The organism is Rathayibacter sp. AC182 (assembly GCF_979253875.1).
In genome coordinates, this window is record NZ_CEEDEK010000005.1 from 150997 (window position 1) to 164969 (window position 13973).

The following is a 13973-nucleotide window of genomic DNA, read 5'->3' on the forward strand; positions in this document are numbered from 1 at the left end:
TCAGGCCCTCACGATCCAGGTGTCCTTCGCGCCGCCGCCGCGGGACGAGTTGACGATCATGCTGCCCTCGGCCGCGACGCGGGTCAGGGCCAGGTCCGCGAGACGCACGTCGGCGGCTCCGGTGCCCGTGACGAAGACGAACGCGCGCAGGTCGACGTGGCGGGGCTGCAGCTCGGTGCCCGAGAAGGACGGCAGCGACGAGAGCCGCACGACCTCCTGCGCGACCCAGCCGCGGGGATCCGCGGCGATCGCCGCTCGGCGCTCCGCGACGCGGGCCGCGGGAGCGGAGGGGCCGATCATCACGCCGCGACCGCCGTAGCCGTCGACCGGCTTGGTGACCAGCTCGCCGACGCGCTCGAGGACGATGCGGCGCTCGGCCTCGTCCTCGGGCCGGTAGGTCGGGACCGACTCGAGCAGGGGGCGCTCGTCGAGGTAGTAGCCGATGAGCTCGGGGACCGCGCAGTACAGCGCCTTGTCGTCGGCGATGCCGTTGCCGGGCGCGTTCGCGAGGAACACCCCGCCCTCGGCCGCGACGCCGACGATCTCGCGGCCGAGCGGCCGGCCGCCCAGGGCGAGGTCGGCGAGCTCGTCGTCCAGGCGCAGGTAGAGCACGTCGACCTGCGTGCCGGAGGCGACGACGCGGCCGTCCACCACGTCCAGATCGCCGAGCTCCAGCAGGAGCATGCCGGCACCCTCGGCGAGGCGCCGGTGCTCGAACCACGCCGCGCTCCCGGGGCCGCTCGAGAGCAGAGCGAGGACGCTGTCGCGGCCGTCGGAGCGCCGGGATCCGGCCGCGAGGGTGCGGCGCAGGTCGTCGAGCGCGCCGGCGGGATCGACGAGTCCGGCGGGGCGGGGCAGATCGGGCACGAGGTCGTCCAGCAGGGAGCGGATGCCCATCGCGTAGGCCAGTCCGCTGGGGTTGCGGAGGTTGTCCTCCAGCACGCGCCAGCCGCCGAACTCGTTGCGCACCAGGTCGAAGCCCATGACCGGTCCGCGCACCGCGCCGCGCGGCAGCCGGGTCGCCTCCTCCCGCCAGCCCGCAGTGCCCGCGGGTCGGCGCACGACGCCGTCGCGGACGGCGCGGCCCTCGCCGTAGACGTCCTGCAGGAAGCACTCGAGGGCGCGGGCGCGCTGCTCCAGGCCGGCGGCCAGCTCGCTCCACTCGTGCGCCTGCAGCACGCGCGGGACGAGGTCGACGGGGAAGGGCCGGTCCTCGTCGCCGAGGCGGAAGGTGATGCCCGCGTCGAGCACGCGCTGATCGCGCGCCCCGTGCAGCTCGACGAGCCGCTCCGGCCCGAGACCGCGGAAGTGCTCGAGGATCGGCTGGTAGGCGGTGCGCGGACGCCCGCCGGTCGCCACGGCCTCGTCGCCCGCGCGGACGCGGTAGGTGCGCAGGCTCGGCGCGGGGAGGGTGGGACCGCTGGAGGGCCCGTGGGTCTCGGCGACGACGGAGTCGACGACCGACTCGAGCGTGCCGTGCTCGGCGAAGACCGCGCGCTGGCGGTCGGCCGAGTTGCCGCGGGCGATCAGCGCCTCGGCGAGCGCGCGCACCTGCTCGAGGTCGCCGAGCTCGTCGAGCGCGGGCTGGAGCCGCGCGATCAGGCTGCGCAGCGCCTCCGCGGCGGGAACGGGGCGCGGGTGCTCGGTGTGGTCCAGGAGCTGGCCGGCGAGCCCTCCGCGCGCGGCCTGCCAGGTCGCGGCCCGCTGGATCGGCGGAGGGGTCGAGCGGAACGGCCGGCCCGCTTCGATGTCGAGCTCGGCGGAGCGGACGAGTCCGCGGAAGAGACCCGCGATCAGGACCGCGTCGTCGACGAGCGGCATGGCGTCGCAGACCCGCAGCTCGAGGGTCGGCGCGTGGGAGGAGGGGCGCACGTCGAAGTAGGCCATCTTCGAGTCGGCGATCACGCCGGTCGCGATCAGGTCGTCGAGGAGGCGGTCGTACTCGGCGGCGGAGGCGAGCGGGCCGGTGGCCCCCGCGCTCGGCCAGCGCTGCCAGATGATCGTGCGGATGCTGGCGTAGCCGGTGTCCTGGCCGTTCCAGTACGGACTGCTCGCGCTGGCCGACAGCAGCACGGGCAGGTCGCGGCCGATGCGCTGCGCGATCTGCACGGCGAGCTCGCGGTCCGAGACGCCGACGTGGATCTGCGTGCCGCAGATCAGCTGCTCGTCCACGAGCATCCGGTACTGCTCCTGCATGCGGCCGTAGCGGCCGGTGCTCGTGAGCTCGAAGTCCGTGTGCTCGGACCGGGGGCCGTTCCGACGGCGGCGATGCCTATGCCGTCGGGGGCGGCGGCGTCGATGACGGCCCTGCGGAGGGAGAGGAGCTGCTCGCGCAGTCCGTCGAGCGAGTCGACGACCGGCGTGTTCGTCTCGACCGTGGTCCGCTGCAGCTCCGCCGAGAAGTTGTCCTTCGGCAGGCGCGCCAGCACCTGGGGTGCGTGCGCGGAGAGCTGCTTCGTCTCGAGGTCGATCAGGTGGAGCTCTTCCTCCGCGCCGAGTGTGAGTTCTGCGCGCATGCGCCCACCGTACGGCGCTCATGTTTCGGGGAGGTACGGGTTGCCCGGAGGCGGCGGAGGTGCGGGGGTGTCGGACGGCCGTCGGCAGGCCGAGCCCCTCGACGACCGGCCCGGGAACCGGCGACCAGGACGCAGTCGGCGGGATCGGCGTCGTCGAGGCCGTGGTGCGCCGTCGCCGCCGCGGTTCAGAGCGCGGCCGGATCGCCCTGCTGCGCGGCGCGCTCGGAGGCCTCGCGCTCGAGCACCTCGGGGTCCGGCACGATGCGGCCCTGGTGCACGCCGGTGAAGAACTCCGCGCTCAGCACGCTCCGCTCGATCTCGAACCAGCCGGAGGTCCAGCCCGAGCCGAGGGGGTTCTCGGCATCGAGGAGCACGTGCCCCGGAGTGGCGCCGCGCCCGAGGGCCGCCGCCACCGAGCGGTCGGGGTCGTACAGCGCATGCTCGACGAGCGGGGCGAACACCTCGTGGGCGGCGAAGTCCTCGGGACGGCCCAGGAAGACGGGCACGAGCTCCTCGCCCTCGCGCAGCCCGTTGGGCCACCAGCGGAAGCGCTCGACCAGCTCGTGGCAGGAGATGCAGGAGGGCGAGAAGACGACGAGATGGGTGGGCGGTGACGCGAACTCGGCGAGCGGGATCCGCTCCCCCGAGGCGGTGAGGAGCGCGAGCCGGGAGGAGGCGTCGATCGGGACGGAGGCGGCCGCGCGCCGGTCGCGCACCAGGACGAGCGCGACGGCCAGCGCCGCCGAGACAACGGCCGGGATGCCGACCACCGGCACGGTGCCGGGCGCGAGGGGACCGAGGAGGCCCGCGAGGGCGAGGGCGGCGAGAGCGGAGTTGCGTGCGACGGTGCGCCCGCTCATCCGCGACTCGCCCAGGCCGCCGAAGCACTCGCACTCGACGGGCTCCGGCGCCCGAGCGGCGCGGATCGCCACGACGAGGAACGCGCCGTAGAGGACGAGTGCGGCGGCGAGGGCGGCGCGGTGCAGCGGCGCGGGGAGCAGCACGACGGCCAGGCCCAGGGCGATCTCGGCGACCGGGACCGTGCGAGCGAACAGCGGGGAGCGCGAGAGGAGGGCGGGCAGTCCGAGGGCCCGGAGCGAGTCGCGGAACCGCTCGGTCCGGCCGAGCTTGAGCGCTCCGCTGACGACGAGGACGGTACCGGCGCACCAGCCGGCCAGCGCGAGCAGCACCGCGAGCATCCGTCCTCCTCGTGCACCGCCGCCGGTGCTCCGCACGGGACGCTACCCGACGCGGTGCGCCAGGCGCGGTGCTGTCGCGGAACGACGGATCCGCGGGCCGGCCCTCAGGAGTCGAAGCCGAGGCCGAGCGCGTCGAGCGAGCGCAGGAGCACGTTGCGGCGCCCTCCGTCGTGGTCGGCGCGGTCGAGCGACCAGCGGGTCGCCTGGATCCCCACCGTGGCGAACGGCTCGGGCGGGAAGGGCAGCGGCCTCGAGCGCACCATCTCGAGCTCGGTCCGGGCGGTCGGCCGCCCTGTCAGGAGGTCGAGCAGCACGTCCGCCGCGAAGGCCGTCGTGCCGACTCCGAGCCCCGTGTAGCCCGCCGCGTAGGCGACCCGGCCGCCCAGTGCCGTGCCGTAGAACGCCGCGAACCGCGTGCTGGTGTCGATGACCCCGCCCCAGCGGTGGCTGAAGCGGACCCCCTCGAGCTGCGGGAACGTCGTGAGGAAGTGCGAGGCGAGGGCGCGGTAGGTCTCGGGGCGGTCCTCGTAGCGCGAGCGGATGCGCCCTCCCGGGTGGTAGACCGCGTCGTAGCCGCCCCACAGGATCCGGTCGTCGGCGGTGCGGCGGTAGTAGTGGAACTGGTTCGCCACATCGCTGACGCCCTCGCGCCCCCGCCAGCCGATCGCGTCGAGCGCCGCGGCGTCGAGCGGCTCGGTCATCAGGACGTGGTCGTAGACCGGCACCGTCATCAGGCGCGTGCGCGCGAGGAGGAGGGGAAGGCGCTGGTGCCGAGGATCGCGCGGGCCGCGTCGACGGATCCCTCCGCGGTGCGCACGCGCACGCCCGCCGAGGTCCGCTCGAGGCCCAGGACGCGGCTGTCCTCGTGGATCTCGACGCCGAGCTCCTCGGCCACCCGGGCGAGCTCGTGCACGAGCTTCCCCGGGTGCACGAGCGCGCACTGCTCGGCGGGGACCACCAGTCCCGCGAGGTAGGTGGGCGAGTCGACGAGGGAGCGGATGCCGGCGGCATCGAGGAAGCGCGCACCCGCGACCCCGTCGGCCTCGGCCAGCCCGGCGACCTGGTACTCCTCGGTCGCGACCGAGAGCGAGCCGGTGCGCTCGAAGTCGCAGTCCACGCCGCGGCTCCGGATCGTCTCCTGCATCCCGTCGAGGTTCTCGACGCCCAGACGCTCGAGCCCGGCCTCCTCGGGCCAGCGGGCCAGGCCGTTCTCGCGTCCGTGGGTGAGGCTCGACTCGACGAAGCCGCCGTTGCGGCCGGAGGCGGCCCAGCCGATCGAGCGCGCCTCGAGCAGGACGACGCGGCGGTCGGGCTCGCGCTCCTTCGCCCGCAGCGCGCTCCAGAGGCCGGTGTAACCGCCGCCGACGATCACGAGGTCGGCGCGGCTCGCGCCGGTCAGGCGCGGACGGGGCGCCGGAGCGTCCTCGAGCCAGTAGACGCCGTGACGGGAGCCGGAGAGGGAGGCGTCGATCGCGGAGGAGGACGGGGCATCACGTTCGAAAACGGTCGTCGATCGGGGCATGATGCTTCCATTCAGTCAGTGATCACAGGTTTCTGCAACCGGATCCGTCGAATCAGCCCGTCGCCGCGGCGCCCTCGGCTCCCTCCCCGCCCCGCCCGCGCGCCCCGCCGTACACTGCGAGGGAACGGGGAGGGGTCATGCGAGGACGCCGGAGGAACGAGCGGAGTCTCGGCTCGCCGGCGACCGCTCCGGCCGTCGACGCCGCACCCGATCGCTCCGACGCCGACGACGTCACCCCGGGCCTGCGCATCGCCGCCGCCTGGTCCTGGCGGGTGCTCGCGGTCGCCGCGGTCCTCTGGCTCGTCGTGAAGCTGGTCTCGCTGGTGCCGGTCGTCGTCGTGCCGGTGCTCGTCGCGCTGCTGCTGACCGCGCTGCTGACCCCTCTGCGCGACCGGCTCGAGAGCCTGCGCCTGCCGCGCGGGCTCGCCGTGCTCGTCTCGATCCTCACGCTGCTGCTGGCGCTCGCCGGCCTGATCTCCCTCGTCGTCGTGCAGGCCCGCGCCGGCTTCGGCGGCATCGGTCAGCGCACCCTCGACGCGGTGGACGACGTCGAGGAGTGGGTGCGGGAGCTCGGATTCACGCAGGTGCAGCTGAGCGACTGGGCGCAGAGCGGGATCACCTGGGCCGATGCGCAGGCCGCGACGCTCGCCTCCGAGCCCTCGCCGTCGGCTCGCAGGTCGCCGAGGTCTTCGCCGGCACCCTGCTCACCCTCTTCTCGCTGATCTTCCTGCTGCTGGACGGGCGGCGGATCTGGTCGTGGGCCCTGCGCCTGCTGCCGCTCCCCGCCCGGGCCCCGCTGCTCACGGGCGCCGCGGCCGGCTTCGAGGCTCTCACCCAGTTCGTGCGCGCGCAGCTCGCCGTCGCCGCGATCAATGCGACCGGCATCGGCATCGGGGCGCTCGCCCTGCAGCTCCCCCTCGTCGTGCCGATCATGGTGACCGTGTTCCTGGGCCTGTTCGTGCCGTTCCTCGGCGCGATCGTGACCGGAGCGCTCGCGGCGCTGGTCGCGCTGCTGTTCATCGGGCCGGTGGCGGCGCTCGTGATGGTCGGGGTGGTGATCGTGGTGCACCTCCTCGAGGGGCACGTGCTGCAGCCGCTGATCCTCGGCTCGGCGGTGAAGGTGCATCCGCTCGCCGTCGTGCTCGGTGTGGCCACCGGGCTCGAGGTGGCGGGGCTGGCCGGCGCGCTCTTCGCGGTGCCGGTGATCGCGACCGTCAACTCCGGCGTCACGGCGATGCGGGACCGGTCGGCCGCTCTGCGCGAGCGGACCGCGGCGTGAGCGCCCACCCCCTCGATCCGGCCGCGGCGCCCGGATCGGCGGTGCTGCCCGCGCTCGCGTGCCCGGTGTGCGGGGCGGGACTCGCGCCCGACGCGCTGCCCCGGCCCTCGCTCCTGCGCTGCGCGAACGGGCACAGCGCGGACATCGCCCGGCAGGGCTACGCCCCACTCCTGCGCGGGAAGCACGCGACGTCCGGCGACACCGCCGCGATGGTGCAGGCGCGGGAGGAGCTGCTCGCCTCCGGGCACTACCGGGGGATCCAGGACGCCGTCGCGGCGGCGGTGCCGGGCGGTGGGCGGCTCGTCGTCGACCTCGGCTGCGGGACGGGCGCGTACCTCGCGGCGGTCCTCGACGCGCATCCGGAGGCGAGCGGACTCGGACTCGACCTCTCGGCGCCGGCCGCCCGCCGCGCCGCTCGGGCGCACCCCGCGCCGCGATCGCGACCGCGGACCTCTGGCAGCCCCTCCCCCTGGTCGACGGCTGCGCCGATGCGCTGCTCACCGTCTTCGCCCCGCGCAACGCCCCCGAGATGCTCCGTGCGCTGCGGCAGGGAGGGACCGCCGTCGTCGTCACTCCGCGCGAGCGGCACCTGCGCGAGATCCGCCCGGTCTTCGGGATGCTCGGGATCGACGCGGGCAAGGCCGAGCGGCTCGACGAGCAGCTCGCCGGGTTCGCGCTCGCCGAGCGCCGCGAGCTCGACTACGCGGTGCCGATGTCGCCGTCCGAGCTGCGCGCCGAGGTGCTGATGGGCCTGAGCGCCCACCACGTGGACGCGGCGGTGCTCGACGCGGCACTGGCGGGGCTCGAGGGGCCCACGGAGGTGACCGTCGCGGTGACGGTGTCGGTGTTCCTCCGGGGATGAGAGTCAGTACGACCTCGCGCAGGCGCTCCTGATCGACGACGGCCGCGCGGTCCGAGAGCCGGCGGAGCCCGGCCAGCGGCTGCGCCATGCGGTGGTTCGTGCGCAGCACCGGCTCGACGCGGTCGAGGAACGCCCAGTAGCCGGCCGTCACCGGGCAGGCGTTCTCGCCGAGCCGCACCTTCGGGTCGAACCGGCAGCCGCCGCAGTAGTCCGACATGCGGTTGATGTAGGCGCCGCCCGAGGCGTAGGGCTTGGTGGCCACCACTCCGCCGTCGGCGTGCTGCGACATGCCGATCACGTTCGCCGGCATGACCCACTCGGTGCCGTCGACGAAGACGTCGACGAACCAGTCGTTCAGCTCCGCCGGATCCCAGCCGCGCTGGAGGCCCCAGTTGCCCAGCACCATCAGGCGCTGGATGTGGTGCGCCCAGCCGTGGCGCCGGACGTCGTCCAGCGTCTCGTGCAGGCAGTTGGCCTCGATGCCCGACGGATCGAGCTCGAGCAGCGCGGCGGGCAGCGGGGCGGACGCGCCGAGGGCCTCTGCTGCGCGTGCGGTACTCCGGGCCCAGGTGCCAGTAGAGGTGCCAGACGTAGTCGCGCCAGCCCATGATCTGCCGGACGAAGCCCTCGACGCCCGCGAGCGGCGCGCCCTCGGCGGCGTGCTCGGCGACGACGGTGTCGATCACCTCGCGGGGGTCCAGGAGGCCCAGGTTCATCGGGGCGCTCAGGAGCGAGTGCGCCATCGTCCAGTCGCCCGAGAGCATGGCGTCCTCGTACGGCCCGAAGTCCTGCAGGCGCGACGACGCGAAGTCGGCGAGCGCCTCCTGCGCCTCGGCGGGCGTCGCGGCGAAGCGCCGCGGGCCGTCCTCGCCGACGAGGTGCACGGCGCCCTCGCGCTCCCAGCGGGCGAGGTCGGCGCGGACCTCCTCGTCGATGTCGTCCTCCACCGGCCACCACGGATCCGGCAGTCCCAGCCTCGCCGCGCCTTTGGGCGGCGGCTGGCGGTTGTCGTGGTCGTAGTTCCACGTGCCGCCCTCCGGCTGGTCGCCGCGCATCAGCACGCCGGTGCGCTTGCGGCTCCAGCGGTAGAAGTCCTCGAGCAGGAGCCGGGAGCCGGCCCGCGCGAGCGCCCACTCCCGGAAGTCCTCCTCCTCGGTCACGAAGCCGCGGCTGGGGAGCACGCTCATGCCCAGGCGCCGGGCCAGGCGGCGGCCGCCGCGGGTGGGCGGATCGATCACCTCGAGGTCGTCGCGGCCCTCGAGCGCCTCGGCGAACGTCCCGGCGCGCACGTACTCGACGCGGTCGCCGAGCTCGCGGGCGCGGTGCCGCAGCGCCGAGAGCCAGAGCTGCGCCTTCGCACGGTGCATCGGCCGGCGCCCGAAGGCCGACCGCGCCTCGACGAGCAGCATCGGGCCGCCGTCGTCGAACAGCGGGCCGAGCTGGCCGATGACGCTCCAGCGGGTGCGGGTGGGGATGCTCATGCCCGTCACGCTAGGCGCGCGATCCGGGAGCGGATAGGAGTTGCGCCGGACGGCGGAGTCGTCGTGCGGCCGGGAACGGTCGGCGCGCACCGGCACGGATGTGCAGGCGCAACGCCTTGCACCGCGCGGCGGGATGGAGTTCCTCGACCTCCGAGGCGGCCGTTCGGTGCGCCTCGGACGCGACGAAGCGAGGAACCGCCATGGCACACGACGACGAGACCCCCGGCACCGCCACCGAGGCGCGACGGGGCCGCCACGCGGCCGAGTCCGCGAACACGACCGAGACCCCCGACGGCGAGTACACCTCGACCGACGGCGTCTCGCACACCGCCACCGACGACCGCGGCAGCTACGTGGACACCTCGGTGCACGAGGAGACGTCGACCGACGAGGGCAGCTACGTCGACTCCGACACTGCGGGGCCCGACTCCGACGCCGAGGGCGAGTACACCGACCGCGACGAGTGAGCGCGCGGCGGCCGGGAGTCACCCCCGGCCGCGCGGGCCCGCCCGGCGATCCCGAGCCGGACCAGCCGATACGCCGCTCCGACCGCGAAGACGGCCGCGCCCGCCAGGATCGACGGCAGCGGCAGGGTCGCGACGAGCAGGACGCAGCCGAGCGCCCCTCCGATCGCGACGACGCGGGGGTAGAGACGGAATCCGCGCTCCTGCGTGAGCGCCGAGACGTTGGCGACCAGGTAGTAGAGCAGCACGCCGAAGGACGAGAAGCCGATCGCCGAGCGCAGATCGGCGACGAGGACGAGCACGATCACCACGGCGCCGAGCACGATCTCGGCCCGGCGGGGCACCTGCCGCACCGGGTCCACGTGCGCGAGCATCCGGGGCAGGTCTCCTCGCGGGCCATGGCCAGGCTCGTCCGGCCGATGCCGGCGATCAGGGCGAGCAGGGCTCCGAGGGATGCGGCGGCGGCGCCGATGCGGACGACCGGTCCGGTCCACGGCCAGACCGCGGCGGCCTCGGCGAGGGGCTCGGTCGAGCTCGGCGAGGCGCTCCGGCCCGAGCGCCAGCAGCAGCGCGGCGCCGACGACGGCGTAGACCACGACGGCGAGGGCGAGAGCGCCGAGGATCGCGCGCGGGATCGTCCGCGCCGGGTCGCGCACCTCCTCCCCCATGGTGGCCAGGCGCGCGTAGCCGGCGAAGGCGAAGAAGAGCAGGCCCGCCGACTGCAGCACTCCGAGCGGGCCGATCGTGCCGGCTCCAGCGGGCACGGGCGCCGTCGAGGGCGGGAGGCGAGGGCGGCGACGACCACGAGCGCGAGCACCGCCAGGACGATCGTGACGATGATCCGGGTGGCGAGGGCGGTGCGGGTCACGCCGAGCGCGTTGACGCCGACGAGCGCGGCGACGACCAGCACCGCGACGGGGCGCTCCCAGCCGGTCGGAGCCGCGTAGGCCGCGAAGGTCAGCGCCATCGCCGCGCAGCTGGCGGTCTTGCCGATGACGAACCCCCAGCCGGCGAGGAACCCCGGCCACTCGCCCAGGCGCTCGCGGCCGTAGACGTAGGTGCCGCCCGAGCGCGGGTACTGCGCGGCGAGCTGCGCCGACGAGGACGCGTTCGCGAAGGCCACGAGCGCCGCGAGGGCGAGGCCCGCCAGCAGCCACGGTCCGGCGGCCGCGGCGGCCGGGGCGAAGGCGGCGAAGACGCCGGCTCCGATCATCGAGCCGAGCCCGATGACGACGGCGTCACCGGTTCCGAGGCGGCGGGCGAGGGAGGCGGGCGGAGTCACCGGACACTTCTACAGCACCGAGGGGAACGGGAGGTGTCGCGGCCTCTCCGATCGCGCTTCAGCCGGGCTTCAGCGCGGCGGCCGTAGCCTGGCCCGAGCCGCGCTGCGTCGCGGGACGTGCTCGGAGGACGCCATCCGCATCCTGGTCGTCGACGACGAGATCAACCTGCTGCGCGCCTCGAGACGGGCCTCGAGGCCGAGGGCTTCGCGGTCGACACGGCCACCACCGGCACGGACGCCCTCTGGCTCGCGCAGGAGGCGGAGTACGCGGCGATCGTGCTCGATCTGATGCTCCCCGACGTCAGCGGGTTCCGGGTCTGCGAGCGCCTGCGCGCCGCCGAGGACTGGACGCCCGTCCTGATGCTGACCGCCAAGGACGGCGACCTGGACCAGGTCGAGGCGCTGGACACCGGCGCCGACGACTACCTCACCAAGCCCTTCTCGTTCCCCGTGCTCGTCGCCCGGCTGCGGGCGCTCATCCGCCGGGGCGCGGCCGAGCGGCCCGTCGTCCGGGTGGTGGGCGATCTGGTGCTCGACCCGGCCTCGCGGCGCGTGGAGCGGGGCGGCGTGCCGATCCCGCTGACCACGCGGAGTTCAGCGTGCTCGAGTACCTCGTCTCGCGCGCCGGCGACGTGGTCTCCAAGCGGGACATCCTCGGCGCCGTGTGGGACTTCGACCTCGACGGCGACCCCAACATCGTCGAGGTCTACGTCCGGACGCTCCGCAACAAGATCGACCGGCCGTTCGGAGTCGAGACCATCCGGACGCAGCGCGGCGCCGGCTACTCGCTGGTCGCGCCGTGAGACGCGTGCGCACCCGGATCACGCTCGCGGCCGCCGCCGTGGTCGCGCTCGCGGGCGTGCTGGGCGGCGTCGTGTTCACCCTGGTGCTCTCCTGGGTCCTCGCGGCGAGCGCCTCGACCGCGGCCGAGACGGAGGCCGAGCGCGCGGTCTCCCTCGTCGAGAGCGCCGAGCGGAGGCGGGTCCGCGCGTCGGAGGGCGTGGTGCAGCTCATCGTCGACGGCCGCGTGGTCGCGGTGAGCGAGGACGCGGAGGACCTGCCGGCGCTGGCGACCGAGGAGGGCGAGGACCCGGTCACCGTGGCCGTCGACGACGAGGATCCGCTGGTCGTCGCCGCGCAGGAGCTCGACGACCGGTCGCTGGTGGTGGTCGGCGTGCCGGACGAGGGCCGGGCGGAGGCGGTCGCGACCACGATCGCGCTGCTCGCCGTGGCGGTCCCGCTGCTCGTCGCCTTCGTCGCGGCTCTCTCTGCTGGGTGGTCGTCGGGCGGGCGCTGCGCCCCGTCGACCGGATGCGCGCCGAGGCCGAGGCGGTCACCGCCGCAGAGCTCGACCGCCGGGTCGCGGAGCCCGGCTCGGGCGACGAGATCGATCGGCTCGCGCGCACCCTCAACCGCATGCTCGAGCGTCTCGAGAGCGCGCAGGAGCGGCAGCGCCGCTTCGTCTCGGACGCCTCGCACGAGCTGCGCTCCCCCGTCGCGGCACTGCGGCAGACCGCGGAGGTGGCGCTCGCGCATCCCGACCGCCTCGACTCCGCCCGGCTCGCCACGACCGTCGCCGAGGAGTCGGTGCGGATGGGCGGGCTGATCGAGGGACTGCTGCTGCTCGCCCGCGCCGACGAGGCGCGGCTCGGCGATCGCCGGCGCGCCGGTCGACCTCGACGACCTGGCGCTGCGCGAGGTGCGGCGGCTGCGCGACTCCGGCGTCGAGGTGGACGCGAGCGGCGTCTCGCCCGTGCAGGTCGTCGCCGACGAGGTCCTGCTCTCACGGGCGCTGGTGGAACCTGGTCGACAACGCGGTGCGGCACCGCTCGGAGCGGATCGCTCTCGCGACGCGGGTCGACGGCGACGGGGCCCTGATCGTGGTGGACGACGACGGCCCGGGGATCCCCGCGGCCGAGCGCTCGCGGGTGCTCGGGCGGTTCGTGCGGCTCGACGAGGGGCGCGCGCGGGACGCCGGGGGATCCGGTTCGGGGCTCGCGATCGTGGCGGAGATCGCGGGGGCGCACGGCGGGACCGTGACGATCGAGGACGCGCCGCTGGGCGGGGCGCGCGTGGCGGTGCGGGTGCCCCGGGAGCGCTGAGCTCGGACCGGTCGCGGCTGCGCCGACCCGGGTGGCGGCGTCTGCCGCTCGCACGCGGATCCGGTGGAGGCGGCGGACGACCCGCGGCACCTCGGGAGGATCCGAGGCGCTCGCGCACGGTCCCGCGCTTCAGGCTGGCTTCAGCGGTGGCTCGCAGAGTGGTCACGGCGTCGAGGAACGGCGCCGGAGAAGGAGCCGATCGTCATGCAGAAGAAGACCACGATCATCGCCGGAGCGGCCGGAGTCCTCGTGCTCCTCGGAGCCGGCACCGGGATCGCCTACGCCGCGACCGACGGCTTCGAGGGGTCCGACCGGCTCACCGGAGCGGACCTGGACCGGGCGAGCGAGGCCGCGCTCGCCGAGATCGGCGGCGGCACCGTGACGTCGGCCGAGCGCGAGGACGACGGCGCCCCCGGTTACGAGCTGGAACTGCGCGGAGAGGACGGACTCGAGTACGACGTGCGGCTCGACGACTCGTTCGAGGTGCTGTCCGCGGACGCGGACGACGACGGCCGCGCCGTCACGGGCGGCGCCGCGGGCACCGGCTCGGACGCCTCCGACGCACCCGCCGCTCCCGCCGCGGGAGCCGTCGACCCCGACGACCTCACCGGCGACGAGCTGGCCCGCGCCTCCGAGGCCGCGCTCGCAGCCGTCGGCACGGGCACCGTGACCGAGGCCGAGCGGAGCGACGACGCCGACCACGCCTACGACGTGGAGGTCACGCGCGACGACGGCACCGATGTGGACGTCGACCTCGACACCGACTTCGCGGTGGTCGCGACGAACGACTGACGCCGGAGCGGGCGGGGGCGATCAGCCGTTCCCGTTCCCGTTCCCGTTCCCGTTGCTGCCGCTGTTCCCGTTGCCGCCGCCGCTGTTGCCGCTGCCGCCGCTGCTGCCGCTGCCGTTGTTGCCGCTGCTCCGGCGACTCCCGGCAGGCGGCTCCTCGGCCGGCGGCTCCTCGGCGGGCTCCGACTCCGCGGGCTCCGAGCCTCCTCCTCGGGGGACTCCTCCTCGACAGGAGCGGTCTCCTCGGGCACAGGGGCGGGCGCCTCCTCGGTCTCGACCGGCGCGGGCTCCTCCTCGACGGGAGCCTCCTCCACGGGAGCCTCCTCGGCGGGCTCCTCCTCCTGGGTCTCCTCGGGAGAGGGCGCGGGAGTCGGGACCGCGGCGATCGCGGCCGCGAGGTCGCTCCGCACGACCTCGATCTCGGCCTGCACGGCCGAGGCGCGCTCGGCGGTCACGCTGCCCGCCTCGAGAGCGGCG

At 75.0% G+C, this 13973-nt stretch carries 10 protein-coding genes and 4 pseudogenes; 7 read left to right on the plus strand and 7 right to left on the minus strand.

Features of this window, described 5'->3' with window-relative positions; all coding sequences use genetic code 11:
- The 4 genes and pseudogenes from AC0CII_RS10850 to AC0CII_RS10865 form a co-directional block, all read right to left on the minus strand.
- On the minus strand, window positions 1-1359 hold the full coding sequence (locus AC0CII_RS10850) for a circularly permuted type 2 ATP-grasp protein (RefSeq protein ID WP_465230873.1): 1359 nt from the start codon (window positions 1357-1359) through the stop codon (window positions 1-3).
- 153 nt (window positions 1360-1512) lie between these two features.
- A pseudogene (locus AC0CII_RS10855) lies at window positions 1513-2516 on the minus strand (carboxylate-amine ligase); the annotation flags it as partial.
- Between the two features lie 185 nt (window positions 2517-2701).
- Complete coding sequence (locus AC0CII_RS10860; protein ID WP_465227737.1) at window positions 2702-3715, minus strand: MauE/DoxX family redox-associated membrane protein; 1014 nt, start codon at window positions 3713-3715, stop codon at window positions 2702-2704.
- Between the two features lie 104 nt (window positions 3716-3819).
- Window positions 3820-5237 (minus strand): annotated as a pseudogene (locus AC0CII_RS10865) (NAD(P)/FAD-dependent oxidoreductase).
- A 137-nt stretch (window positions 5238-5374) separates the two neighbouring features.
- On the opposite strand from AC0CII_RS10865, the gene AC0CII_RS10870 reads away from it, so the two are divergent.
- Together AC0CII_RS10870 and AC0CII_RS10875 are read left to right on the plus strand one after the other, a co-directional pair.
- Window positions 5375-5959 (plus strand): AI-2E family transporter, encoded by a 585-nt coding sequence (locus AC0CII_RS10870; RefSeq protein ID WP_465229418.1) that lies wholly within the window; start codon window positions 5375-5377, stop codon window positions 5957-5959.
- A complete protein-coding gene (locus tag AC0CII_RS10875; protein WP_465230874.1) occupies window positions 5959-6516 on the plus strand; it encodes an AI-2E family transporter in 558 nt (185 codons plus the stop codon). Before AC0CII_RS10870 ends, AC0CII_RS10875 begins: the two co-directional genes overlap by 1 nt.
- A gap of 699 nt (window positions 6517-7215) precedes the next feature.
- Here AC0CII_RS10875 and AC0CII_RS10880 read toward each other — a convergent pair.
- Window positions 7216-8859: a cryptochrome/photolyase family protein gene (locus tag AC0CII_RS10880; protein ID WP_465229419.1), complete on the minus strand. Its 1644-nt coding sequence runs from the start codon at window positions 8857-8859 to the stop codon at window positions 7216-7218.
- A gap of 200 nt (window positions 8860-9059) precedes the next feature.
- On the opposite strand from AC0CII_RS10880, the gene AC0CII_RS10885 reads away from it, so the two are divergent.
- Window positions 9060-9326, plus strand: coding sequence for a hypothetical protein (locus tag AC0CII_RS10885; protein WP_207403117.1), 267 nt, complete (start codon window positions 9060-9062; stop codon window positions 9324-9326).
- Window positions 9327-9364: 38 nt separating this feature from the next.
- Here AC0CII_RS10885 and AC0CII_RS10890 read toward each other — a convergent pair.
- Window positions 9365-10605 (minus strand): annotated as a pseudogene (locus AC0CII_RS10890) (APC family permease); the annotation flags it as partial.
- Between the two features lie 133 nt (window positions 10606-10738).
- On the opposite strand from AC0CII_RS10890, the pseudogene AC0CII_RS10895 reads away from it, so the two are divergent.
- From AC0CII_RS10895 to AC0CII_RS10910, 4 genes and pseudogenes are all read left to right on the plus strand, one after another.
- Window positions 10739-11408: pseudogene (locus tag AC0CII_RS10895) on the plus strand (response regulator transcription factor).
- Window positions 11409-11916: 508 nt separating this feature from the next.
- Window positions 11917-12483: a histidine kinase dimerization/phospho-acceptor domain-containing protein gene (locus AC0CII_RS10900; protein WP_465229420.1), complete on the plus strand. Its 567-nt coding sequence runs from the start codon at window positions 11917-11919 to the stop codon at window positions 12481-12483.
- The gene (locus AC0CII_RS10905; protein ID WP_465229421.1) at window positions 12423-12707 is read left to right on the plus strand and encodes an ATP-binding protein; all 285 of its coding nucleotides are present in this window, start codon (window positions 12423-12425) and stop codon (window positions 12705-12707) included. Before AC0CII_RS10900 ends, AC0CII_RS10905 begins: the two co-directional genes overlap by 61 nt.
- Window positions 12708-12911: 204 nt before the next feature.
- Entirely contained in the window at window positions 12912-13499 is a 588-nt protein-coding gene (locus AC0CII_RS10910; RefSeq protein ID WP_465227731.1) for a PepSY domain-containing protein, read from the plus strand.
- Here AC0CII_RS10910 and AC0CII_RS10915 read toward each other — a convergent pair.
- The gene (locus AC0CII_RS10915) at window positions 13412-13951 is read right to left on the minus strand and encodes a hypothetical protein (protein ID WP_465229422.1); all 540 of its coding nucleotides are present in this window, start codon (window positions 13949-13951) and stop codon (window positions 13412-13414) included. The two genes, AC0CII_RS10910 and AC0CII_RS10915, sit on opposite strands and share 88 nt — an antisense overlap.
- Window positions 13952-13973 lie beyond the last annotated feature (22 nt).